The organism is Pseudomonas sp. CC6-YY-74 (assembly GCF_002025205.1).
In the GTDB taxonomy this organism is placed as follows: Bacteria; Pseudomonadota; Gammaproteobacteria; order Pseudomonadales; family Pseudomonadaceae; genus Aquipseudomonas; species Aquipseudomonas paeninsulae.
The window spans coordinates 1,752,797-1,777,946 of sequence record NZ_CP019947.1 but is presented as its reverse complement, the minus strand read 5'-3'; the positions used below and the strand labels follow the sequence as shown (position 1 = coordinate 1,777,946).

Genomic DNA, 25,150 nt, shown 5'->3' with positions numbered 1-25,150 from the left:
TAATAGGTTTTTTTTATAATATTAGATAAATTTAATCATACTTTCAATTAAAGGTGTTCTGTGAAAAAGTATTTGGTTGCACTGTTTTCTGGGCTACTATGCCTTCTTGTCTTTAATTTTGTGGATTTAAATGGCTTTTATAGCTCATTGGTGGGTTTTTCGCTAGCGACTATTGCGGGTGTCTTTTTTTTGTTTGTATTTAATGCGTTGGTAGTGATTTTTAGATACTGGCGAATATTACAGCACTTCGGCTACTTTATTAGATTTGCAGATGTTGTGAGAGCAAGTGTTTCGGGGAATATAGCTTCTTTGCTTATGATCCCGCTGGTGGGTCAGGTTGCCGGTAGGCAGGTAATGTTGGATAAAGCAGGTATTTCGGCAGCCGAGAATGCCGCAATTGCTGCTTATGAAAGGTTTGTGGTTGGAAGCTTGAGTGGTTTACTTGCGCTTCTAGGCGGCTTTTATATTTTTTCTTCGACTATAAATGAATATATTAAAAATATTCCTTTGCTAGAGATTTTTTTAATTGTACTGGTCACCATTTTTATTTATTTAAGTTTGGCCGCCGGGCGTTTTGAAAGATTGATGCTTCGTAAGCTATTTAGTTTGAGGTCGTGCTTGAATGCTATTGAGGTTTATTTCATAACATTACTCAGTAGTGCGGTTGTTTTATCATCGTTCTATATGCTTTTTAGTTCCGTTCTGCCGGAAGTAGGTTTCCTCAGTGTGTTGTCTGCAGCAGCTGTTGTTTCGTTTTTAGCAGGGCTCCCTGTTAGTTTTGGTGGCTGGGGGTTAAGGGAGGTTTCTTCGGTATACGTTCTTTCTGTTCTTGGGGGTACTTCGGCAAGTGCATTGGCAGCATCTATTCTGTTGGGGTTGATATCAACAGCAGCGGTTTTGATATTATTTCCATTGTTGTTCATTAAAAGTAAGCTCTCAGAGATTGATTTGGATAAAAAATCTAGCTGTAACTCTGGTGTGATCAATATCGAGGATACTGCAGTCTGGATATTAACGCTTATGGTAGGCGTTCTAGTTTTTTTTCAGCTTCACGTTCAAGTAGGCGCCGGGTATTTAAATGTGAATCTGGCAGATCCATTTGCTATTTTGATTTTTTCTATAGTTTTGTTGGATGTAACTATTAAACGTGAATTGCCTAAGTGGAGGCTCCCGAATTTTAACGTTTGTCTTTTATTGATAACACTAACTTTTATATTTTCGTATGGCCTAGGTGTTTTTTCATTTGGCAGCACGGGTTGGGCCTCGGGGAAGTTGATTGGATGGTTGGTTTTGTTGGGGTATTTATTTTCCGGTTACTTAGTTGTAAAATATTTCAAGTTGGTGGGTTTTTTTAAGCTGTTGCAATTGATGGTTATCGCTGTTGCGGTAATATTAGTGGTTAATATAGTTATGTGGGTTCTGTTTGTTAATGGAGTTATGCAGTTTGATAATTTCCATTATATTCTTGAAGCGTACTCCGGTAATCGAAATGCCCTAGCCTTTCAGGTTCTTGTGGTCCTGTGTTTGGCTTTGGCGTTTGACTCCTGGTATGCAAGGCTGCCAGTAAAGTTTAATCGCGTAGACATTTTTAGTCTTTCTGTAGCTGTTATGATCGCCGCGGTTTTAATAACGGCTTCACGGTCTGCAGTTCTAACTATGTTTATAGTTCTTGCGGTTTCATTTTTTTCTGGAATGGTCAGGCGCTATTTTTTAGCCAAAGTTGTGATTTTTGGATTTCTTATTTTTATAACTGCGCAGTATGGTGTTTATTTTTTTAATGTATTGGTTCCATCTTGTTTTTCCTTCTTTGCAGTAGGTTCTTCTGTGTCTGCAGTTGGTTCTTCTGTGCCTGCAGTTAGTATGCCAATCTCAAGTGAATCAAGCGATTTGGCTAGATGGGGACTGATTGTAGAATCTTTCGTTATGTGGCGTGATAATCCATTTTTCGGGGCTGGTTTAGGCGCGTTTTATTTTAATAGTTTGAGTCTTATGGGTTTTAGTGTTGTAGTGCATAATACCTCTTTGTGGTTGCTTGCTGAGTTTGGTCTTTTTGGTTTTATTGTTTTCCTAAGCCCATTTTTGTTTATTTTAAAATACGCGATTTGGGATTGTAAAATTAGAGTCGTTTCTAATGCGTTGATTTTGCTTTTATTGATGTTTGCAGTGATGAGCATGTTTCATGAGGTTTTTTATCAACGAATGTTTTGGCTTGCGCTTGGTGGGCTAATAGCACTGCCCGGTGTGCGCAAGGGTTTGGCGTGATCCTGTATGTTGGGCGCAACTGGTTGTACCTTTTGTGGCGTATGTCGGTGTTTCAGGTGTTTTTGGGGGAAAATCGTTAATGAAAAAATTATTGTTTGTTGTCAATACTCCAGAGTTCTTTCTATCCCATCGTCTCCCCCTTGCGATTTCGGCGAGTAAATCAGGTTTTAAGGTGTATATAGCATCAGCGCATGGCGCAGGGGTGGAGAAGTTCAACCAGCTTGGTTTTGAGCATCATGTAATTGATATAGCCAGAAGCGGTCAAAATCCGTTTAAAGAGTTGTTGTCAATTGTGAGAATGTTTCGGATTTTTCAAAAAATTCGGCCACAAATTGCGCATCTGGTTACCATTAAGCCGGTGTTGTATGGCGGCTTGATCGCGCGCTTTACCGGTGTCGACGGAGTGGTGGCTGCGGTTTCAGGACTGGGTACTGTCTTTTTGAGCCAGTCAGGCTTGGCAGGGTTACGCAAAGCATTTATTTCGTTTTTATATCGCCAGGCGTTCAAACAGAAGAACCTGACGGTTATTTTCCAGAACCCCGATGATCGTCAGGTATTGCTTAATATCGATGCGCTCTCTCTCGATCAGTCACGGCTTATTCGTGGTTCGGGAGTTGAGCTAGATAATTACCCTTACTTGCTTGAGCCGGAGGGAGTGCCAGTAGTTGTTATGGCCGCTCGACTGTTGCGTGACAAGGGTGTTTATGAATATGTTGAGGCTGTACGTCTGTTACGTCAGCGCGGTATTGAGGGCTGCTTCAGACTGATTGGCGCACCTGATCCAGGTAATCCATCATCAATTGAGCAGAGTCAACTAGATGCTTGGGCGACTGAAGGAATTGTTGAGGTGTTGGGTTATCGCAGTGATATTGCCCAACAGTATTCAGCTGCCTCTATCGTGTGTTTACCCTCTTATCGTGAAGGCTTGCCTAAAAGTCTGGTTGAGGCGGCCGCTTGTGGTAGGCCTGTAGTCACTACCGATGTACCGGGTTGTCGGGACGCGATTGAGCAGGATATAACTGGGCTGCTAGTGCCGGTGAATAATGTAGAGGCTTTGGCCGGTGCTCTGCAGCGTTTAATAGAGTCGCCCGCTTTAAGGCAGTCGATGGGGGCCGCAGGTCGAGTATTGGCTGAGCGTGAGTTTGCGATTGAGAAAATTGTGGATGCGCATTTGAGTATTTATCAGGAGTTGGCACCCCCAACAGGAAGGATGCATTGAATCATCCAGCATCTATTTTAGTGACTGGCGCTACTGGCTTTGTGGGTAGTAACGTGCTGGTGAGGCTGGGTCGAATGTCCCACCTCTGTAGTTTGGGCGCTTATCGAGTTGATCAAACTTTTGCTTTCCAACCTTGTGTGGTTGTAGGTGATATCAACAGCAGTACGGATTGGCGGTTGGCTGTTAGAGGCCAGAATGTTGTGATCCATTCTGCCGCTCGCGTTCATATGATGAGCGATGATTCTTCCGACCCGCTTGTCGAGTTCCGTCAGGTGAACGTCGAGGGAACATTAAACCTAGCTCGTCAGGCCGCAGCAGCGGGTGTACGCCGCTTTATCTTTATCAGCTCAATCAAGGTAAACGGTGAGGGTACGCCAGTCGGTGCGCCTTACCTCGCCGATGCCCAGCCGGCCCCTGTAGACCCCTATGGCATCTCCAAGATGGAAGCCGAGCAGGGCTTGCGTGCGCTCGCTGTCGAAACCGCGATGGAAGTGGTGATTATCCGTCCGACGCTGGTCTATGGGCCGGGTGTAAAAGCCAATTTCTTGAGCATGATGCGTTGGTTAAATAAGGGCGTGCCTTTGCCGTTTGGGGCTATCCATAACCGTCGCAGCCTGGTCGCTCTGGACAACCTAGTTGATCTGATTGTGACCTGTATTGATCATCCCGCCGCCGCCAACCAGACCTTTCTGGTCAGCGATGGCGAGGATCTTTCGACGACTGAGTTATTGCGCAAAATGGGCCTTGCCTTGGGTAAGCCAGCCCGACTATTGCCGGTGCCGAGTCGGATGCTGGAGGTTGGGGCAGCGGTGCTCGGAAAGAAAGCGCTCTCCCAGCGGCTGTGTGGCTCGCTACAAGTCGACATTAGCAAGACACGCGAGTTACTCAACTGGACACCGCCGGTTTGCGTCGATGAGGCGCTGCGCAAGACGGCCAAACATTTTCTGGAACAGCAAGCCAAATGAGTATCTGGTGGTTATTGCCGGTGGTTGCCGGCGTTTCGCTTTTGATGACTGGCGCGTTGCGTCGTTACGCCCTGACCCGCAGCCTGATGGATATTCCCAATGCGCGTAGCTCGCACTCGGTGCCGACGCCGCGGGGCGGTGGCGTGGCGATTGTCGTGAGCTTTTTGCTGGCCTTGCCGTTGATGGCCGGCATGGGCTTGGTTGCTTGGCCTTTGGCCTGGGCGTTGTTGGGCGCCGGTGCCGGTATTGCCGTGTTGGGATTTCTCGATGATCACGGGCATATCGCTGCGCGTTGGCGCTTACTGGGCCATTTTGCTGCGGCTATCTGGGCGCTGTCCTGGCTGGGTGGTTTGCCACCACTGATCTTCTTCGGTTTTAGCCTGGATTTGGCTTGGTTCGGCCATGTGCTGGCAGCGCTGTATCTAGTGTGGCTGCTCAACCTCTATAACTTCATGGACGGCATCGATGGCATTGCCAGTGTCGAGGCCATTTGTGTGTGTTTGGGTGGTGCGTTGCTGTATGCGTTGTTGGGCTTCGCTGGCTCAGCTCAACTTACGATTTGGGTTATGCCGATGTTACTGGCGGCTGCGGTTGCGGGTTTTCTGTTCTGGAACTTTCCGCCAGCACGGATCTTTATGGGCGATGCGGGCAGTGGTTTTCTCGGGATAACCCTGGGCGTATTGTCTCTCCAAGCGGCCTGGGTGGCGCCACAGTTGTTGTGGAGTTGGTTGATTCTGCTCGGTGTATTTATCGTCGATGCTACCTTCACCTTGCTACGCCGCCTGTTGCGGGGCGACAAGGTGTATGAGGCTCATCGCAGCCATGCTTACCAGTACGCCTCGCGCCGATTCGGTCGGCATTTGCCGGTGACCCTTATTGTGGGTGGCATCAATCTTCTCTGGCTGTTACCTATTGCGTTGTGGGTCGGTCTTGGCGGGGTAGATGGCTTGCTGGGGCTGTTGATCGCGTATGTGCCGTTGCTGGGCCTGGCGGTGAAATACCATGCCGGTGAACTGGAGCCGCGGGCATGAGCGAGCGGACGTTAGTCATCATCGGGGCCGGCGGACACGGTAAGGCGGTTGCAGAAGCCGCGCTGCTGAGTGGCGAATGGCAGCGGATCGCTTTTGTCGATGACCGTTGGCCTGAGCTGCGAGCGAGTTTTGGCTGGCCGGTTGTAACTGATCTGGCAGGGTTGGCTGCGCTGGAGATCCAGGTGGCGGGTGCGATTGCTGCAGTTGGCAATAATGCGGCGCGCGAACAGTGGGTCAAGGCCATTCATGCCGCCGGGCTGCCTCTGGTAACGGTGGTACATCCTCGGGCTTGTGTGAGTCCTGCCGCAATCATTGGTGTGGGCACGGCGATCATGGCGCTGGCGATGGTCGGGGTCGACGCGACGATTGGCAAGGCCGCTATCGTTAATGCCCATGCGACGGTCGATCATGATGCCAGCCTTGGGGATTTTGCCCATCTTGGCGTCGGTGTCCAGCTGGCCGGTGGCGTGAAGATTGGCGCTCGGGCCTGGCTGCAGCCAAGGTGTAGCGCGGGTTACCGGGTTGTGGTTGCAGACGGGGTGGTATGTGCGCCAGGAACGGTATTGCGGGCTGATGTGTTGGTTGGTGTATAGCTAGTGGGTTAGCTGGTGGCGGATCAGGTAGTTGTGTGGATGGCTGCAGGTACCTGGTGCTGCTTATGGTTTGGGCGGACGTTGTCCGCCATCGCCGCTGAAGCAGCTCCTGCAAGGGGACGGCTATGCGATTTGCATTTGTAGGTGGCGTGTATTCGCTGTTGGGTTTTTCCATCATATAGTCATGTTTTTACCCGGCGGAGGGTGTTGCCTCGCTGGTGTCATGCTCCAAGGATTGAGGTGTTGTTGTGTTAAGACTTGCCGAAAAGCTGCGCAGCCGTCTGGTCAAGCTGCCACGACGTTATAAACGACTGATTCAGGTCAGCGTGGATGTAGTGTTGGTCTGGGCAGCGCTGTGGCTGGCTTTTTATGTGCGGCTTGGAAATCCTCTTTTTGTTGAGCCATTGGGTGGGCATGCTTGGCTGTTTGCCGCCGTTCCGCTGATAGCTATTCCCCTATTTGTGCGCTTTGGTATGTACCGGGCGGTGATGCGTTATTTCGGTAACGATGCGTTGTTGGCCATTGTCAAGGCGGTCACGCTCTCTGCTTTGATTCTGGCACTGGCGGTGTACTGGTATCAGGGAGCGCCCAAGCTGATTCCTCGATCGATGGTCATCAACTACTGGTGGTTGAGCCTGCTGCTGATTGGTGGGCTGCGACTTGTTATGCGCCAGTACTTTATGGGCGATTGGTACTCACCAGACCAGCCGACCCGACTCAAGGGCCGTGACGCCGGTTTGCCGAAGGTGGCGATATATGGCGCTGGCGCGGCTGGCAATCAGCTGGTTGCAGCGTTGAGGCTGGGTCGGGGGATGCGCCCTGTGGCGTTTATCGACGATGACGCCAATATCTCCAATCGGGTAATCGCCGGGCTGCGGGTCTACACCTCCCGGCATATCCAGCAGTTGCTCGATGAAACGGGCGCCGATGAGATACTGCTGGCGATCCCTTCCGCCAGTCGGATTCGGCGTCGCGAGATTCTGGAACTGCTCGAGCAGTACCCGCTGCATGTGCGCAGTATCCCCGGGTTTATGGATTTGGCCAGCGGTCGGGTCAAGGTCGATGATGTACAGGAAGTGGACATCGCCGACTTGCTAGGGCGTGATGCGGTGCCGCCGCAGCAGGCTTTGTTCGAGCGCTGTATTCGCGGTCAGGTGGTGATGGTCACTGGAGCGGGAGGTTCTATCGGCTCGGAGTTGTGCCGACAGATCATAGCCACCGGGCCGACGACCTTGTTGTTGTTCGAGCACAGCGAATTCAATCTTTACAGCATTCACAGCGAGCTGGAGCAGCGTATTCGTCGCGAGTCACTGCCTGTGCGCCTGGTGCCGATCCTTGGCTCGATTCGTAATGCCGAGCGTCTGTTCGATGTGATGCGCACCTGGACTGTGAATACGGTGTATCACGCCGCTGCGTATAAGCATGTGCCTATGGTCGAGCATAATATCGCCGAGGGCGTGCTGAACAACGTATTGGGCTCCACCTTTACGGCCCAGGCAGCGTTGAAGGCCGGGGTTGAGCACTTCGTGTTGATTTCCACCGATAAGGCCGTTCGCCCTACTAATGTGATGGGCAGCACCAAGCGCCTGGCCGAGATGGTCTTGCAAGCGTTGAGCGGGGAACCCGCTCCGGTACTATTTAGAGATGGCGATGATGTGCACCGGGTCAACAAGACCCGTTTCACTATGGTGCGTTTTGGCAATGTACTGGGGTCTTCCGGCTCGGTGATTCCGCGCTTTTACGAGCAGATTCGTAAGGGCGGACCGGTAACGGTGACCCATCCGAATATCACCCGTTATTTCATGACCATTCCCGAGGCCGCGCAGTTGGTGATTCAGGCCGGTGCCATGGGGCAGGGCGGAGATGTGTTCGTGTTGGATATGGGCCAGCCGGTGAGGATCGTCGAGTTGGCGGAGAAGTTGATCCATTTCAGTGGTCTCAGTGTGCGTTCGGAAAAAAACCCGCACGGTGATATTTCCATCGACTTCACCGGCTTGCGTCCTGGCGAGAAGCTGTACGAGGAATTGCTCATCGGCGATAACGTCAGCCCGACCGATCACCCGATGATCATGCGTGCTAACGAAGAATGCCTGTCTTGGGAGGTCTTCAAGAAAGTTTTGGCCGATCTGCTCAATGCGGTTGAGCGCGACGACTACGACCGCGTGCGCCAACTGCTGCGTGAAACCGTAAGCGGTTATGCACCTGAAGGTGAGATCGTCGATTGGATACACCTGCAACGGCGGGTTGAGCCTTAGGGAGAAGTTTGTCGGTACTGCTGCTTTTGCAGGAAGGCTGATCTCGGCGTAATTGCCTTCGGTAGTTGAATCAGCCGCGGAGTAGACGCGAGACGTATGGCCCTTGCCCCACCAGCAACATCCGCCGCCCTACTTCGTAGGGCGGCCTCGGAGTGAAGCGACAGCCCGCCAGCTGTTGTGCCGAGCCGATTATCCATGGTGCATTGCCTGCGGCGAATGACACCCTGATATGGATTGGGGATTGCTAACAGTTGGGCGTGTTTATCTATACGCGACAGCAAACAATAAGGGAAAGGCCTGGGTTCATTAGTGCGCAGGCGGCACTGCTCAGCGCGGGTACAGCGGTGGCAGTGCACTGCTTTCCTGAGTGGTGAGGTTGCTGCCGGCTTCGTTGTTGGGCAGGGTGCGGATGGCGCGCCAGAGGTCTTCGCCTTGCCAGTGCTGGCCGGTTTCGCTGTAGAGCGCGCCGTTCAGGCCGTCCAGTGCGTCGGACAGAGGCACGAAACGGGCGGCCATTTCTGCCAGGGTTTCCGGTTGTTGGCGAGCCCAGGCGTCGAGGGCGTGGCGGGTGGCTTGCGAGTCGTTGGCCAGGCAGGCGCGTTTGAGGTCGTCGAGCAGGGTGCGTGGGCTGGGGCCGGTTTGGTTGGCGCGGGCGATGGCTGGCTGGCGGCGGGCATGCCACCAGAGACCGAAGCCAAGCAGGGTCGTGACGGTCAATACGGCGCTGCTCAGTTGCCAGGGCCACAGTGGCGGGCCCTGGACCCAGGCCTGGGACGGTGTTTCGTCGGCCAGCGGCTCTGTTTCCAGGCCGGGGGCGGGCGCAACCTCGAGGCTGCGCGCCGGCAGGCTGGTGCGTTCCAGGCGATCTTCGTGGGTATTCCACCAGACGATTTCTACCGCTGGCAGTTCGAATTGTCCGCTGCGATTGGGCACCAGGGCTTCGCGTTCCTCGCGGCTGCCGATCACGCCGCTATCGCTGATTTGGTTGGCCAGTTGCGGCTGGTCCGGGTAGCGGCGCAGGCCTTTGACTGCGGTGGCGGGCAAGGGTGAGAGTTGTGCACTGGACAGTCCATCGACCTTGAGCAGCAGGCTGCGGGTCAGCGATTCGCCGACTTTGCCGCTGTCCGGTTGCGGGCTCCAGGTTTCCGCCAGGCTCAGCGCACGGGCCGGTAGCCAGGGGGCATTGCTTGGGTAGCCTGCGGGCTTGGCTTTGACCGTCAGGGGGATCTCCGGTGACTTGACCCGTGCGACCTTGCCGGGACGCGGGCCGAATGGCTGGAAGTCGTTGTCGTTGGCGCGATCGACCAGGGTGGCGCTGAACGCCTGGGCGGGAATGGTCAGTTCACCGCTGCGCTGGGGGAAGATCGCGTAGCGCAGTTCGATCACGCCATGGAGGATGCCGTTGATGTCTTTTTCGTAGGTGCGCGGCTCGCCCAGTTGTTCGATGCGTGCCTCGGGCATTTCCAGTGGACTCAGGCTGCTGTCGTCATACAGCGAGACGGAGTGGTAGATGCGCAGGGTCAGCACGCTCTGCTCCTGAACGTAGACGCTTTCCTGGTCCAGGCTGGCGTCGATGAATACTGGTGCCAGTTTGCTGGTCGCGCTGTCGTTAGCGGCTTCCTGCACGTGCAGGGTGATCGACAGGGTCCGTAGCTCGCCCAGGCTCAGCGGCGGCACGACCACGTAGCCGCTGTGTTTCGGTTGCAGGGTAACGATCCAGCGGGTGATGGCGCGGGACTCGCCGTTGAGCGTGGTCAGGCGATTGACCTGGCGGCTGCCGTGTACCTCGAACAAGGTGTCGAGCGGGCTGAGGTCGGGTTTGCCGAATTGGGTGGCGTCGTCGGATTCGAGGGTCAGTTCGAAGGTTTCGCTGGCACCCAGGCGGGAGCGGTCGATGCTCGCGGTGAAGCTTTGCGCGCTGACCTGGAGTGCCAGCAGGCTGAGGAGAAGGGTGCAGAGCAGGCGGGTCATCGAGTTTGTTCCTGACGCTGTTGCTGTTCGTACCAGAATTTACGCCGCAGCAATTCACCGGGTTCATCGGGGATTTGCCGCAGCCATTGTTCCAGGGCCTGGCGCCGCTCGCTATCGAGGGGCGGCGCGGAGCTGGCGATTTGTTCTTCGCTCTGCAGGTCATCGTCCGGTTCGCTGGGTGTTGGCTTGTCACTGTCGCCGGGCGTGGGCTGGCTGGGCGCTTGCTCCTCGTCGCCCGGGCTGGATTGGCCGGAGGCAGGCGGCGGCTTGTCGGCATCAGGCTGCGCGGGCCCGGCCTGCGGTTGCGGTTGCGGTTGCGGTTGCGGCGGGGTGGGCATGCTGTCCGCTTGTTCTGGCGAATTTTGCTGCTGGTTTTGCTCTTGTTGGTTTTGCTGCAACAGTTGTTCGATCAGGGTTTTGTTGTTCTGCGCCGGGAGCAGGTCCGGCTGCAATTCCAGGGCTTGGCTGTAGGCATCCAGGGCGGCTTCCAGTTCATTGCTGCGGGCCAGGGCGTTGCCACGGTTGTAGTGGGCGATGGCGTTGTCGCCGCGAGCGAAACGTTCGGCCGCGGCCGGGTAATCGCCCGCCTGGTAGAGCGCCAGGCCCTGCCACTGCGGATCCTGGAAGCGTTCGGCAGCTTCGCCCGGGCGTTGCGCCTCGAGCAGGCGCTGGCCTTGCTGATCGGCGCGCCACCAGAGGTCGTCAAAGCTGAAGGCGTAGCTGGTCTGCGGTGCACCGAGCAGCAGTAGCGGCAGGCAGAACAACCAGCCGCGGCGGCCGGCGCAGGCGGCCAGCAGCAACAGCGGCAGGAGCAGCCAGTGGCCTTGATCGGCCCAGGCCTGCAGGCGCGTCTGTTCGCCGTCGCTGTGCAGTTGCTGGGGCGCCGCGAGCAGACCGAGGTTGCGCAGGTCGCGGTCATCCAGGCTGACCTGCTGATAACGCCCGCCGATCTGCCGGGCGAAGCGGGCGAGGCCAGCGCTGTCGAGGCGCGGGATGAGGATTGCGCCCTGGGCGTCTTTGAGAAACGAGCCGTTTTCCTGAACGATGGGCGCACCCTCGGTGCTGCCGATCCCAAGCATATGCAGGCGTGCACCGTTGCTGCCGAGCGCCTGGCGGATGCCGAGGCGTTCCTGCTGATCCAGGCCGCTGCCGATCAGGAGGATGCGGCCCTGGCCCTGGCCGCTCTGTTCAAGCAGTTGCAGCGCCTTGTTCAGCGCCAGGTCCGCGCGCCGGCCGGGCTCGGGCATGATCGAGGGTTTGAGCGATTCGAGCAGGTTGCGACTGGTGGCCAGGTCGTCGGATAGCGGCACCAGGGTGTGTGCGCTGCCGGCGAAGACGACGATTGCGGTCTGCGCATCGCGGCGCGCCTGGAGCAGGTCGAGCAGCTTGCGTTTGGCCTGCTCCAGGCGGTTGGGCGACGTGTCGCTGGCGAGCATCTGCGGGGTCAGTTCGAGCATGATCACCAGCGGGTCGGCGGGTTTCAGATTGCTCTGCTCCAGGCGTTGCCAGCTGGGCCCAAACAGCGCCAGCAGGGCCAGCAGCCAGGCCAACCCGAGGGCGATCGAGGGCAGGCGGCTGGTGCGACCTCGGCCGCCGCTGAGCAGCGCCGCGTGAAACGCCGGCGGCAGCAGCAGTTGCCAGCGCCCGGCGCGTTTCTCCCGGTGCCAGAGTTGCCAGAGCAGCACCGCCAGCAGCGGCACCAGCAGCAGCCAGTAAGGGCGCAGCCAGTGGGGCCATAAACCCAGTAGCCAATCTTCGATCATGGCTGTCTCCGCCAGGGACGTTGTGCCAATCGGCGTAGCCGTTGTTGCGGTTGCGGCCAGAGTTCGCGGCCCACCAGGAGCATGCTCAGCAGCAGCGCGGCGCTCAGTGGCCAGGCATACAGCGCCTGGGCCGGGCGGGCCAGGGTCGGCTGCTGCGCTACCGGTTCGAGGCGGTCGAGCTGCTGCTCGATGGCACGCAGTTCGCTGCTGTCGCGGGCGCGGAAGTATTCGCCGCCGGTCACATCGGCTATCGCGCGCAGGCTCGGTTCGTCCAGATCCAGCCCCGGATTGAGACCGAACAGGCCAGCGATCCCGCCTTGTTGCAGGTCTGCGCCAATGCCGATCGGGTAGATCTTGATTCCTTCCTCGGCGGCCAGACGTGCCGCGATCATCGGTTCGATCTCACCACCAGTATTGGCGCCATCGGTCACCAGCACCAGCACGCGACTATCCGCCGGGCGTTGGCGCAGGCGCTTGACCGACAGGCCGATGGCATCGCCGATGGCGGTGTTCTTGCCGGCAATGCCGATCACCGCTTCGTCGAGCCAGGTACGCACGGTGCGCCGGTCGAAGGTCAGGGGCGCCTGCAGATAGGCCTGGCTGCCGAACAGGATCAGGCCGACGCGGTCGCCCTGACGGCCTTCGATGAAGTCGCCCAGCAGGTGTTTGACCAGGGTCAGGCGGTCGACTTCCTCGTCTTCCCAGCGCATGTCGGCATAGGCCATGGAGCCGGACACATCCACCGCGAGCAGCAGGTCGCGGCCGCTGGCGGGCATTGGCAGCGGTTCGCCGACCCATTCAGGGCGGGCGGCGGCGGTAAGTAGCAGCAGCCAGAGCAGGGCGAAGGGCGCCTGCTGGCGCCAGGCCGGCAGGTTGGCCCGCGCGCGGCGTCCGGCCAAACCTTCCAGCTCGCCGAGGAAGCTGACTTTCAGGGCCGCCTCGCCGCTGTCCGCCGCCGGCAGCAGCAGGCGCAGCAGCCAGGGCAGCGGCGCGAGCAGGATGAGCCACGGCCAGGCGAATTCAAACATGCTTGCGAATCCAGATGGCGACTGCCTGGTTGAGCCCGTCGATGGCCTTGTCGTCGAGCGTGCAGTGCGGTCGATAGGCGCCTTCGACCAGAATCATCCAGCGGGTCAGGCCGGCCGCCGGGCAACGGCTGTCGAGAAACGCCAGCCAGCCTCGACTGCTCAGGGTGTGGCTGTGGCTTTGCGGGTAATGCTGGCGGCACAGGCGCTTGAGCAGGCCGTTGAGCTGTTGCAACCAGGGGCCGGCGGGAGCACCGTCGTAAGGTTTGCCCAGTTGTTCGAGTTCCACCAGGGCGGCTACCCGCAGCGGGTCGAGGGCGTTGTCGCTGACGTTGGCTGTGTGCGTGCGGCGTAGACGTTGCAGCAAGCGCGTCAGGCCCCAGAGCAGCAGTGGCACGAGCAAGGCCAGCAGCCACCAGCCGGGTGCGGGCGGCCACCAGTCGATCGGCGCCGGGGCAATCAGGGGCTCGAGTTGATCCAGCGGGTTCATAACCGTTTACCGGGGCGTTGCGCGTTGAGGTGGTCGCGCAGTTGTTCAATCATCTCACGCTGGGTGCTCAGCGCCAGCAAGGGCACGCCAAGCTTCTGCGCCAGGCGTTGCCAGCGTGCCTGGCGCGCCTCGCCTTGGGCGCGATAGGCCTGGCGCAGGCTGGCGTCATGGGTGTCGAGCTCCAGTTGCGCGCCGCGTTCGGCAAACCGCAGCAGGCCGGCGGCCGGCAGGGCATGGTCGAGCGGGTCGGAGATCGGCAGTAACAGCAGGTCGGTGTGGCGCGCCAGCAGGTTCAATTGTTGCTCGCTGCTGTCGCCGAGGGTGCGTTCGTCGCAGATGATCACCGCCAGGCTGCCGGGGCGCAGGACTTCGCGGGCGCGGCGCAGGGCCAGGCCGAAACTGTCGCGGCTGGTTTGAGCGTCGCTGGACAGCGCCTGGTTGGCGCGGGCCAGGCGATTGAGCAGCTGCAGCAGGCTTTGCTTGCTGCGCCGCGGTTTGATTTCGTGCTGCTCCTCGCCAAATACCAGGCCGCCGATGCGGTCGTTATGACCCAGGGCGGCCCAGCCGATCAGGCTGGCGGCCTGGGCGGCGAGCACCGATTTGAACATCAGCCCGGAGCCGAAAAACAGCCGCTGGCTCTGCTCCACGAGGATGTAGGTCGGCCGCTCGCGTTCCTCATGGAACAGCTTGGTGTGCGGCTCCTGGGTGCGCGCGGTGACCCGCCAATCGATGGTGCGCACGTCATCGCCCGCCTGGTAGACCCGTACCTGGTCGAAATCCACGCCGCGCCCGCGCAGCTTGGAGTGGTGCAGGCCGATCAGCGGGCTGCGCTTCGCCGGCGTGGAAAATAGCTGCACCTCGCGCACGCGGTGGCGCATCTCGATCAGTTCGGCGAGATTGACTCGCACGCCGGGTTGGCTGGGTTGGTTGTGCATGGCGGTTCAGCAGCGCGCCCGGATGCAATCCGGGCGCGCTGTTCGGTGCTCCCCGGATTGCATCCGGGTTATGGCTTGCGGCTTATGGCTTATGGCTTGCTGCTGCATTTATGCCACCGCCACCACATCGAGAATGCGCTGGACCACGCGATCCTGGTCGATACCGGCGGCCTCGGCCTCGAACGACAGGATGATGCGGTGGCGCAGCACGTCGAACAGCACCGCCTGGATGTCTTCCGGGCTGACGAATTCGCGCCCGGCCAACCAGGCGTGGGCGCGCGCGCAGCGATCCAGGGCAATCGAGCCGCGCGGGCTGGCGCCGTAGGCGATCCATTCGGCCAGTTCCGGGTCGAATTTTGCCGGCGTACGCGAAGCCATCACCAGTTGCACCAGGTATTCCTCCACCGCATCGGCCATGTACAGGCCGAGGATTTCCTTGCGCGCGGCGAAGATCGCTTGCTGGCTGACCCGGTGCTCGGGCTTGGTTTCGCCATGCAGCGCTTCGCCGCGGGCCTGGGCGAGGATCTTGCGCTCGACGCTGGCATCCGGGAAGCCGACGGTCACGTGCATCAGGAAACGGTCGAGCTGGGCCTCCGGCAGCGGATAGGTGCCTTCCTGCTCGATCGGGTTCTGCGTGGCCATCACCAGGAACAGCGGCGACAGCTGGTAGGTGCTGCGGCCAACGCTGACCTGGCGTTCGGCCATGGCCTCGAGCAGCGCCGACTGGACCTTGGCCGGCGCGCGGTTGATCTCATCGGCCAGCACCAGGTTGTGAAAAATCGGCCCCTGCTGGAACACGAAGCTGCCAGTCTCCGGACGGTAGATCTCGGTGCCGGTGATGTCGGCGGGCAACAGATCCGGAGTGAACTGGATGCGATGGAATTCGGCTTCGATACCTTCGGCCAGTTCCTTGATCGCCTTGGTCTTGGCCAGCCCGGGCGCGCCTTCGACCAGCATGTGCCCATCGGCGAGCAAGGCGATCAGCAGCCGGTCGATGAGCTTTTCCTGGCCAAGGATCTGGGTAGAAAGAAAGGTTCGCAGCGCGAGCAGCGCTTCACGGTGTTCCATCGTTGGACTCTTTTGGCGGGGGAATGCACGTCGTGCCGGGCGCAACGACGGCTATGACTTTAATGCATTTGCCGATGCCTCGGCTATGCGTGACTCGGCATCCTCGCCACGTGACAGGCGCTTGGCAAGGGGCTGCGGAAACAATCGCCGTCTTGCTACCACTGGCATTGCTACATTCGCGCGGTGAGAGCCGCTGCGATACGGCCGGATGGCTCGTGTGCATTTGCTCGGTGAGGGGCTGAGGCAGCCTCATTAGCGGGAGGACGTTACAGGCGCCCGGCAGGCCATCGATACACTGCTCGATGTATGGTCCACCCGCGCCAAGTGGCATGCATTTGACGGGGCTTTAGAGAAGCAACGGCTGCTCAGTCCTCAGCCTTGCCGCCATTGCTTGAGCAGGCGCAGGTGCGCCTCTTGCACCGATTCCTGCTGCACCGGCGCTAGGCGCAGCTCCTCACCGGGCAGGCACTGCGCCAGGCGCGCCACCGCTTGCGGGGTGAGGGCGCCGAGGCGCGGGTAGCCACCGATGGTCTGCCGATCGTTGAGCAGGACGATCGGCTGGCCATCGGGCGGCACCTGCACGGCGCCCAGGGGAATACCCTCGGAAACCATGCTTGAGCGGCGGCATTGCAACTGTGGGCCGAGCAGGCGCATGCCCATTCGGTCGGAGCGTGAATCAATCTTCCAGGCGCTATTGAATACGTCGAACAAACTCTGCCCGCTGAAGTCGCCGATTTGCGCGCCCATGACCAATTGCAGTTGCGGTGCAGGCGTGAATACCGGAATCAGTCGCTCATCGATCGTGCGTTGCCGCCGCTCGCTACCGGACCAGCTCAGTCGCTCGCCGGCCGCCAATGGTTTGCCGTTACCCTGCAAGCCGCCCAGCTCTTCGCGGGCAATGCTGGCGCAGCTGCCGAGCACGCTGGGGGCATCGAAGCCGCCGGGAGCTGCCAGGTAGGCGCGCGCGCCGTGACGCGGTTGAGCAAATTTGAGCTGCTGGCCTTGGCGCACCATGAAGCTGCGCCAGGGTGCCAGGGGCTGGCCGTCCAGGCTGGCGCCCAGGTCGGCGCCAGTCAGGGCGAGGCAAGCGTCCTGCTCGCAGACCAGGTTGAGATTGCCCAGGGTGATTTCCACTACGGCGGCGCCGAGCGGATTACCCAGCAGCCAGTTGGCCCAGTACATGGATATCCAGTCCAGGGCGCCGCTCTGGGTCACGCCCAGGTGGCGCACGCCGAAGCGACCGGCATCCTGCAATTGGATAAAGGGTGTGCTGCGTTCGACGCGCAAGCCGCCGGTCATGGGGGCGTGGCTCATTACGTCATCTCCAGGGGGCTGTCATCGCCGCCGAGGCGGATGAATTCGGCGTGGTCGATGGGTTCGAAACGCACCCGGTCGCCCGGCTGCAGCAGGCTGTAGCCGTCGATGCGTCGGTCGAAGAGTTGCGCCGGGCTGCGCCCGATCAGGTTCCAGCCGCCGGGCGAGACCACCGGGTAGACGGCGGTCTGGCGTTCGGCAATGCCCACACTGCCGGGGGCGATGCGCTTGCGCGGGGTGCTCAGGCGTGGCGTGGCCAGGGCTTCTTCGACCAGCCCCATGAAGGCGAAGCCGGGGGCGAAGCCGATGGCGAACACCTGGTATTCATGGCCGCTGTGGCGGCGAATGACCTCGGCCGCACTGAGGCCGCTGCGCTGTGCCAGCAGCGGTAGCTCCGGACCGACGCTGCGGTCGTACCAGGTCGGCAGACTGTGGCAGCGACCCCCTGCGGTGCTGGCTGGTTGCAGGTCGGCGAACGCCTGGGCGATCAGCTCACGGGCCTGGGACGCGCTGATGCGTTCGAGGTCGTAGTGCAGCAGCAGGGTGGTGTAGGACGGCACCAGATCGATCAGCGCGGCGCCGAAGCTGCTCCGCAGCCGTTCGCTGGCGGCCAGCATCCAGGGCATGTTGCTTTCTTCGATGCGGTCGAACAGGCGCAGGATCAGGCTGTCGATGCCGGCGACTTCGAGCCGGGGCACAGGGGCGCGTGCAGTCATGCCAGGGCCAATGCGTCGAAGGCTTGGCGGATGCGCCGTACCGCGGCGACCGAGCCGGCGTTGTCGCCATGCACGCACAGGGTGTGGGCCTGCAGGGGCAGGGCGCTGCCATCGCTGGCGATCAACGTCTCGCCCTTGGCTAGGGTGACGGCCTGGTTGACGATGACCTCGCTGTCGTGATGTACCGCGCCGGGCTGGCTGCGCGCGAGCAGAAACCCGGCCGCGTCATAGGCCCGGTCGGCGAAGGCCTCGAACCACAGGCTGATGCCGAATTCGTCGCCGATGGCTTGCGCCTGGCGATTGTCGCGGGTGGTCATCAGCATCACCGGCAGGCTCTTGTCGTAGCTGGCTACGGCGCGCATTACCGCGCGGAGGATGTCCGGCTTGCGCATCATGTCCTGGTACAGCGCGCCGTGCGGTTTGACGTAGCTGACGCGAGTGCCCTGGCTGCGGCAGAGCGCTTCGAGGGCGCCGATCTGGTAGAGCAGCAGGTCCTCGACCTCCTGCGCCGAGCAATCCATCGAACGGCGGCCGAATCCAACCAGGTCTTGATAGGCCGGGTGGGCACCGATGCGCACGTCATGGCTGACCGCCAGGGCCACGGTCTTGCGCATGGTGCTGGGGTCCGAGGCGTGGAAGCCGCAGGCGATGTTGGCGCAGTCGATATAAGGCATGACCTCGGCATCCATGCCCATTTGCCAAGGGCCAAAACTTTCGCCGATATCGCAGTTCAGAAGCAGGCTGTTCACGGAAGTGTTCCTCTGGGCGGAGCGTCATGCTCTGGTCTGTCAGACGCAGGCTACGACGGCTGTTGAGTGGCCACTGCACGAATTTGTCTATGAAAAATGGACCGTTCAGCATTCTTGACCGGGCCACTTGGCGCGTCCAACTAATAAAAACGTGCACCGGAGATAGGAAAAGTCGATGGCAGTCATGGTCTGTCGGCTACGTCATTGGCTCGCGCGCGCTGGGTTGCGGTATTAGGCTTCCGCTACGCGCCCCTGCGTTACTTGTGGCTTGCGGGCAAGTAGCGAAAACGCGGCAACTATGGGCCGACGCTACCCGCCCGTCGGCCGTGTAGCGCTTTACCAGAGCGCCACGCTGTAGCTGAGGATCAGGCGGTTCTCGTTCAGGTCGTTACCGAAGTTCGAACGCACGCTCGCATTCCGCCATTTGACCCCGAAGTTCTTCAGCGCGCCTTGCGGGACGACATAAGCGATGTCGGTGTTGCGCTCCCACTCCTTGCCACCGTTGCTGGCGCCAACCTGGACGTTATCGCCGGAAACATAGCGGCTCATGAGCGTCAGGCCGGGTATGCCCACTGCGGCAAAATTATAGTCGTAGCGTGCCTGCCAGGAGCGTTCGTCGATATTGGCGAAGTCATTGATCTGGATGAAATTCACCAGGTAAGGGTCGCTGCTGGCGATGTAGGGGAAGGGGTCAGCACCGCTCATGCGCTGGTAGCCGGCGCCGAAGGCATGGCCGCCGAGGGTGTAGGTGAACATGGCGCCGAAGGCCTGGTTGTCGATGTCGCGGAAGTTGCCGTCTTCCTGGCTCCTGGAGAAGCGCAGATCGGTCTTGAGCGGCTGGCCTGCGCCCAGTGGCTTGAGGTAGACCAAGGTGCTGTAGTACTGCTGGTAGATGTCTTGCAGATTGCCGTAGTGCAGGCCCGCGCTGAGCTCGGGGGTCAGCTTGTAGTCGCCGCCGCCGAACACGAACGAGTCGCTGCTGCCACCGATGCGGTTGGCGCTCATCGCGGTGTAGTCGCTGGAATTGTTGGCCTTGATCCGGTCGATCTTGCCGCCCTGCAGGGTGAGCTGGTCGATCTCCTGCACATTCAGCAGCGCGCCGCGAAACGATGCAGGGAGCAGGCGCGTGTCATTCGAGGAAGCGATCGGGCTGCGAAAGGCCAGGGAGCCTACTCGCAGGGTGCTCTTGGAGGCTCTGAATTTGGCCGTCAGGTCGAGCTTGGAATACTCGTCCTGCGAGCCGCCGGAGCCGTCGGCTGGCAACAAGCCGCTGCCTGCGGTGCCGTCACCGGAGTCGAGCTTCAGACCGAGCATGCCAAGCGCATCGACGCCTATGCCGACCGTGCCTTCGCTGTAGCCTGACTCCAGGCGCAGGAGAAAGCCCTGGGCCCATTCTTCCGCCTTGTCGCGTGCGTTGTGCTGGCGAAAATCACGGCTGAAGTAAAAAATGCGCAGCTGATTACCGTCTTTCCGCAGATCGTTCTGCTGTTACCGCAGGCAATGCGGGGCGCCTGAATTCTCCTTGGCTAAGGCGGCTGCGACGCCTTTTGCCAGCGATCGAGCCGCCACTGACGCTGCAAGTGGGCGCAATGGCCCTCTTTTCATCGCATTTGCCTGCCGGGGGAGCAGCCTTGAAAGAAAATGTCGCAGCGCGGCAAGCGCTGCAAGGCGTTCCCTCGTTAAGCTCATGCGGCAATTGTGACCAGCGAGTCGTTGCTGTCGCCACACCTTAGGGGCAAGCATTTGAATGCAGCAAATGCCACCTGGACTAAGGTTGTGGCGTAAGTGCAAGGCTCGCGACTGCCTTCAGCCTGCTAATCGAATCTCAAGCCAATTGGAGCTTAACCATGGCGTTCTTTACGGCGGCCAGCAAAGCCGACTTTCAGCATCAACTGCAAGCGGCCCTGGCGCAGCACGTCAGTGAACAAGCATTGCCACAAGTCGCGCTGTTCGCCGAGCAATTCTTCGGCATCATCGCGCTAGACGAACTTACCCAGCGCCGGCTTTCCGACCTGGTCGGTTGCACCCTGTCATCCTGGCGTATGTTGCAGCGCTTCGATCACGGCAAAACTGAAATTCGCGCCTTCAACCCCGATTACGAGAAGCACGGCTGGCAGTCGACGCATTCCGGCGTGGAAATCCTGCGCAGCGATATTCCCTTCCTGGTCGACTCGGCACGCATGGAGCTGAATCGCCGTGGCTACAGCATCCACACCCTGCAGAACACTGTGTTCAGCGTACGCCGCAATAAACAGGGCGAGCTGCTGGAAATCCTGCCCAAGGGCACCCAGGGTGAGGGGGTGCTGCAGGAAGCGCTGATGTTCCTGGAAATCGACCGCTGCGCCAGCAGTGGCGAGTTGAAGATCCTGGAAAAAGCCCTGCGCGAAGTCTTCGAAGAAGTGCGCCTGAGCGTGATTGATTTTCGGCCGATGAAGGCCAAGGCCCAGGAACTGCTGGCCTGGTTGGGCAGGGCAAAACTCAATGTCGAGGGCGCCGAAGTCGAGGAAATCAAGGTTTTCCTGAGCTGGTTGCTGGATGACCACTTCACCTTCCTTGGCTATGAAGAATTCACCGTGGTCGATGCGCCGGGTGGCGGCACCATCGTCTACGACGAGCAGTCCCTGCTGGGTATGTCCAAGCGCTTGCGCGGCGGTCTCAAGAGTGAGGACCTGAGCATCGAGCCGGAAGCGCTCAGCTACCTGCGCGAGCCGCTGCTGTTGTCCTTCGCCAAGGCGGCGGTGCCGAGTCGCGTGCACCGTCCGGCCTATCCTGATCTGGTGTCGGTACGTGAGCTGGACAGCCAGGGGCGGGTAATCAAGGAATGCCGCTTCATGGGTCTGTACACCTCGGCGGTGTATGCCGAGAGCGTGTGGAATATCCCCTATATCCGCCGCAAGGTGGCGGTGATCGAGGAGCGTGCCGGTTTTGACAGCAAGGCACACCTGGGCAAGGAACTGGCCCAGGTATTGGAAGTGCTGCCGCGTGACGACCTGTTCCAGACCCCGGTCGATGACCTATGCGATACCGCCATGGCCATCGTGCAGATTCAGGAACGCAACAAGATCCGCGTGTTCCTGCGCCGCGACCCCTATGGTCGTTTCTGCTACTGCCTGGTCTATGTGCCGCGTGACGTCTACTCCACCGAGATCCGGATGAAGATTCAGCAGGTGCTGATGGAGCGCCTGCAAGCCACCGATTGCGAATTCTGGACCTTCTTCTCCGAGTCGGTGCTGGCGCGGGTGCAGTTCATCCTGCGTGCCGACCCGAAGAACAAGGTGCAGATCGATCCGGTGCGCCTGGAGAAGGAAGTCATTCAGGCCTGTCGTTCGTGGAAGGACGATTACGCTAGCCTGATGGTGGAAAGCTTCGGCGAGGCTCAGGGCACCAATGTGCTGGCGGATTTCCCCAGTGGTTTCCCGGCCGGTTACCGCGAGCGGTTTGCCCCGCATTCGGCAGTGGTCGATATGCAGCACCTGCTCAACTTGAGTAGCGAGCGGCCGCTGGTGATGAGCTTCTATCAGCCGTTGGCCGATGCCGGTCAACAGCTGCATTGCAAGCTCTACCATGCCGACACGCCGTTGCCGCTGTCGGACGTGCTGCCGATTCTGGAAAATCTTGGCCTGCGCGTGCTCGGTGAGTTCCCTTATCGCCTGCACCAGCAGAATGGCCGCGAGTTCTGGATCCACGATTTCGCCTTCACCTACGCCGAAGGCCTGGACGTCGATATCCAGCAGCTCAACGACACCCTGCAGGACGCCTTCGTCCACATCGTCGGTGGCGACGCTGAGAACGATGCCTTCAACCGCCTGGTGCTGACTGCGGCCATGCCATGGCGTGACGTGGCGCTGCTGCGCGCCTATGCGCGTTACTTGAAGCAGATTCGCCTGGGCTTCGGCCTCAACTATATCGCCAGTACCCTGGTCAACCATGCCAACATCGCCAAGGAATTGGTGCGTCTGTTCAAGACTCGCTTCTACCTGGCCCGCAAGCTCGGCGCCGCAGACCTGGAGAGCAAGCAGCATAAGCTGGAGCAGGCCATCCTGGCTGCGCTGGATAACGTGGCGGTGCTCAACGAAGACCGCATCCTGAGGCGCTACCTGGACCTGATCAAGGCCACCCTGCGCACCAACTTCTACCAGCCCGATGCCGCAGGACAGAGCAAGTCCTACTTCAGCTTCAAGCTCAACCCGCGGGCGATTCCGGACATTCCCAAGCCGACGCCAAAATTCGAGATATTCGTCTATTCGCCGCGAGTCGAAGGCGTGCACCTGCGTTTCGGTGACGTCGCCCGCGGTGGCCTGCGCTGGTCGGATCGTGATGAAGACTTCCGTACCGAAGTGCTTGGCCTGGTCAAGGCGCAGCAGGTGAAGAACGCCGTCATCGTGCCGATGGGCGCCAAGGGCGGCTTCCTGCCGCGGCGCATGCCGCTGGGCGGCTCGCGTGACGAGATCATGGCCGAGGGCATCGCCTGCTACCGGATCTTCATCAGCGGCCTGCTCGACATCACCGACAACCTCAAGGAAGGCGCAGTGGTGCCGCCGGCCAACGTGGTTCGCCACGATCAGGATGATCCCTATCTGGTGGTCGCGGCCGACAAGGGCACCGCGACGTTCTCCGATATCGCCAACGGTATCGCTGGCGACTATGGCTTCTGGCTGGGCGATGCCTTCGCTTCCGGTGGTTCGGCCGGTTATGACCACAAGGGCATGGGCATTACCGCCAAGGGCGCCTGGGTTTCGGTGCAGCGTCACTTCCGTGAGCGCGGCATCAACGTGCAACAGGACAACACCACGGTGATCGGGATCGGCGACATGGCCGGTGACGTGTTCGGCAACGGCCTGTTGCTGTCGGACAAGCTGCAGCTGGTCGCGGCCTTCAACCACCTGCATATCGTCATCGACCCCAACCCGGATGCGGCCATGAGCTTCGTCGAGCGCCAGCGTCTGTTCGACCTGCCGCGCTCCAGCTGGGCCGATTACGACACGGCGCTGATTTCCGCGGGTGGCGGGATTTTCCTGCGTAGCGCCAAGAGCATTCCCATCAGCGCGCAAATGCAAGAGCGCTTCGACATCAGCGCCGACAAGCTGGCGCCGAACGAACTGCTCAATGCGCTGCTCAAGGCGCCGGTGGACCTGATCTGGAACGGCGGTATCGGTACCTACGTCAAATCGAGCAAGGAAAGTCATGCCGATGTTGGCGACAAGGCCAACGATTCGTTGCGCGTCGACGGTCGCGAACTGCGGGCGCTGGTCGTGGGTGAGGGCGGCAACCTTGGCATGACCCAGTTGGCTCGCGTCGAGTACGGCCTCAATGGCGGGGCGAGCTATACCGACTTCATCGATAACGCCGCCGGGGTGGATTGTTCCGACCATGAGGTAAATATCAAGATCCTGCTCAACGAGATAGTCGCGGCTGGCGACATGACCGGCAAGCAGCGCAACAAGCTGCTGGTCGAGATGACCGATGCGGTGGGCGGCCTGGTCTTGGCCAACAACTACAAGCAGACCCAGGCCCTGTCGTTGGCCGAGCGTCGTGCGCGTGAACGGCTGGGCGAGTACAAGCGTGTGATGGCGGGGCTGGAGGCTGCAGGCAAGCTGGATCGTGCCCTGGAGTTCCTGCCGTCCGACGACGAACTTAATGAGCGTGCCGCCAAAGGCCAGGGCCTGACTCGTCCGGAGCTGTCGGTGCTGATCTCCTACAGCAAGATCGATCTGAAAGAGTCGCTGCTCAAATCCCAGGTGCCGAACGATGAGTACCTGGCGCGCGAGATGGAAACCGCCTTCCCGCCGTTGCTGGCGCAGAAGTTCGGTGAGCAGATGCGTCGTCATCGCCTCAAGCGCGAGATTGTCAGCACGCAGATCGCCAACGATCTGGTCAACCACATGGGCATCACCTTCGTGCAACGCTTGAAGGAGTCCACCGGCATGAGTTCGGCCAACGTCGCCGGGGCCTATGTCATCGTGCGCGATGTGTTCCGCCTGCCGTATTGGTGGAAGCAGATCGAGGCGCTGGACTACCAGGTGCCGGCCGAACTGCAGTTGCAAATGATGGATGAGCTGATGCGTCTGGGGCGTCGGGCCACCCGTTGGTTCCTGCGTAGCCGCCGCAATGAGCTGGATGCGGCGCGCGACGTAGCACATTTCGCGCCCCGCATCGAGGCGCTGGCGCTGAGCCTCGACGAGTTGCTCGAAGGCCCGGCGCGTGAGCAGTGGCTCGCACGTTTCCAGGCCTATGTCGAGGCCGGTGTGCCTGAAGTGCTGGCGCGTATGGTGGCCGGTACCAGCCATCTGTACACCCTGCTGCCGATCATCGAGGCGTCGGATCTCACCGCCCAGGATCCGCAGCGGGTTGCCGCGACCTACTTCGCTGTTGGCGGGTCGCTGGATCTGTCCTGGTATCTGCAGCAGATCACCGGTCTGACGGTGGAAAGCAATTGGCAGGCACTGGCGCGGGAAGCCTTCCGTGACGATCTGGACTGGCAGCAGCGCGCGATCACCGTGTCGGTGCTGCAGATGGTCGAGGCACCGACAGAGGTCGAAGAGCGGCTGGTGGTCTGGCTAGAGCAGCATCGCCGCCTGGTCGAGCGCTGGAAAACCATGCTCGCCGAGTTGCGCGCGGCGACAGGCTCCGATTACGCCATGTATGCGGTCGCCAATCGCGAGCTGATGGACCTGGCACAAAGCGCCCAGCGTGGGGTGAGCGTGCCCTGAGGCGCGCCTGAGCTGAACCCGAGCCCCGCCTAGTGCGGGGCTTTTTACTGGGTGCGTCGTGATCGGCGCCGTTCGGTTCACGGG

The 25,150-nt window shown here is 59.8% G+C and carries 16 protein-coding genes and 1 pseudogene; 7 read left to right on the top strand and 10 right to left on the bottom strand.

The genetic code is table 11. From position 1 onward, the window contains the following. Positions 1-60 precede the first annotated feature (60 nt). The 6 genes from B2D37_RS08235 to B2D37_RS08210 all read left to right on the top strand — a co-directional run bounded on the left by B2D37_RS08235 (position 61) and on the right by B2D37_RS08210 (position 8,325). Complete coding sequence (locus tag B2D37_RS08235) at positions 61-2,262, top strand: lysylphosphatidylglycerol synthase domain-containing protein (RefSeq protein WP_079202247.1); 2,202 nt, start codon at positions 61-63, stop codon at positions 2,260-2,262. A 79-nt stretch (positions 2,263-2,341) separates the two neighbouring features. Further along, positions 2,342-3,481, top strand: a complete 1,140-nt coding sequence (locus B2D37_RS08230; RefSeq protein ID WP_079202246.1) for a glycosyltransferase family 4 protein — start codon at positions 2,342-2,344, stop codon at positions 3,479-3,481. Positions 3,482-3,501: 20 nt separating this feature from the next. Next, positions 3,502-4,446 (top strand): UDP-glucose 4-epimerase family protein, encoded by a 945-nt coding sequence (locus B2D37_RS08225; RefSeq protein ID WP_371915447.1) that lies wholly within the window; start codon positions 3,502-3,504, stop codon positions 4,444-4,446. After that, the gene (locus tag B2D37_RS08220; RefSeq protein ID WP_079202244.1) at positions 4,443-5,477 is read left to right on the top strand and encodes a glycosyltransferase family 4 protein; all 1,035 of its coding nucleotides are present in this window, start codon (positions 4,443-4,445) and stop codon (positions 5,475-5,477) included. Before B2D37_RS08225 ends, B2D37_RS08220 begins: the two co-directional genes overlap by 4 nt. Next, complete coding sequence (locus B2D37_RS08215; protein ID WP_079202243.1) at positions 5,474-6,070, top strand: acetyltransferase; 597 nt, start codon at positions 5,474-5,476, stop codon at positions 6,068-6,070. Before B2D37_RS08220 ends, B2D37_RS08215 begins: the two co-directional genes overlap by 4 nt. Positions 6,071-6,318: 248 nt before the next feature. Continuing rightward, complete coding sequence (locus B2D37_RS08210; protein ID WP_079202242.1) at positions 6,319-8,325, top strand: nucleoside-diphosphate sugar epimerase/dehydratase; 2,007 nt, start codon at positions 6,319-6,321, stop codon at positions 8,323-8,325. A 327-nt stretch (positions 8,326-8,652) separates the two neighbouring features. Here the strand turns inward: B2D37_RS08210 and B2D37_RS08205 are convergent, their stop codons facing one another. From B2D37_RS08205 to B2D37_RS08160, 10 genes and pseudogenes are all read right to left on the bottom strand, one after another. After that, complete coding sequence (locus tag B2D37_RS08205) at positions 8,653-10,296, bottom strand: BatD family protein (RefSeq protein ID WP_079202241.1); 1,644 nt, start codon at positions 10,294-10,296, stop codon at positions 8,653-8,655. Further along, positions 10,293-12,059 carry a VWA domain-containing protein gene (locus tag B2D37_RS08200; RefSeq protein ID WP_079202240.1) on the bottom strand — a complete coding sequence of 589 codons (1,767 nt, stop codon included), beginning with the start codon at positions 12,057-12,059 and terminating at the stop codon, positions 10,293-10,295. The genes B2D37_RS08205 and B2D37_RS08200 overlap by 4 nt, the downstream gene beginning before the upstream one ends. Beyond that, on the bottom strand, positions 12,056-13,087 hold the full coding sequence (locus B2D37_RS08195) for a VWA domain-containing protein (RefSeq protein ID WP_079202239.1): 1,032 nt from the start codon (positions 13,085-13,087) through the stop codon (positions 12,056-12,058). Before B2D37_RS08195 ends, B2D37_RS08200 begins: the two co-directional genes overlap by 4 nt. Next, positions 13,080-13,574: a DUF4381 domain-containing protein gene (locus B2D37_RS08190; protein WP_079202238.1), complete on the bottom strand. Its 495-nt coding sequence runs from the start codon at positions 13,572-13,574 to the stop codon at positions 13,080-13,082. The genes B2D37_RS08195 and B2D37_RS08190 overlap by 8 nt, the downstream gene beginning before the upstream one ends. Then, a complete protein-coding gene (locus tag B2D37_RS08185) occupies positions 13,571-14,509 on the bottom strand; it encodes a DUF58 domain-containing protein (RefSeq protein ID WP_079202237.1) in 939 nt (312 codons plus the stop codon). The genes B2D37_RS08190 and B2D37_RS08185 overlap by 4 nt, the downstream gene beginning before the upstream one ends. A gap of 108 nt (positions 14,510-14,617) precedes the next feature. Next, on the bottom strand, positions 14,618-15,577 hold the full coding sequence (locus tag B2D37_RS08180) for a MoxR family ATPase (RefSeq protein ID WP_079202236.1): 960 nt from the start codon (positions 15,575-15,577) through the stop codon (positions 14,618-14,620). A gap of 372 nt (positions 15,578-15,949) precedes the next feature. Then, positions 15,950-16,891, bottom strand: a complete 942-nt coding sequence (locus B2D37_RS08175; RefSeq protein WP_079202235.1) for a biotin-dependent carboxyltransferase family protein — start codon at positions 16,889-16,891, stop codon at positions 15,950-15,952. Then, entirely contained in the window at positions 16,891-17,607 is a 717-nt protein-coding gene (locus B2D37_RS08170) for an allophanate hydrolase subunit 1 (protein WP_079202234.1), read from the bottom strand. The genes B2D37_RS08175 and B2D37_RS08170 overlap by 1 nt, the downstream gene beginning before the upstream one ends. Beyond that, complete coding sequence (locus tag B2D37_RS08165) at positions 17,604-18,356, bottom strand: 5-oxoprolinase subunit PxpA (protein ID WP_079202233.1); 753 nt, start codon at positions 18,354-18,356, stop codon at positions 17,604-17,606. Before B2D37_RS08165 ends, B2D37_RS08170 begins: the two co-directional genes overlap by 4 nt. A 336-nt stretch (positions 18,357-18,692) precedes the next feature. Next, positions 18,693-19,841 (bottom strand): annotated as a pseudogene (locus tag B2D37_RS08160) (OprD family porin); the annotation flags it as partial. Between the two features lie 362 nt (positions 19,842-20,203). Between B2D37_RS08160 and B2D37_RS08155 the strand changes: the two are divergent. After that, a complete protein-coding gene (locus B2D37_RS08155) occupies positions 20,204-25,066 on the top strand; it encodes an NAD-glutamate dehydrogenase (protein WP_079202231.1) in 4,863 nt (1,620 codons plus the stop codon). Positions 25,067-25,150 lie beyond the last annotated feature (84 nt).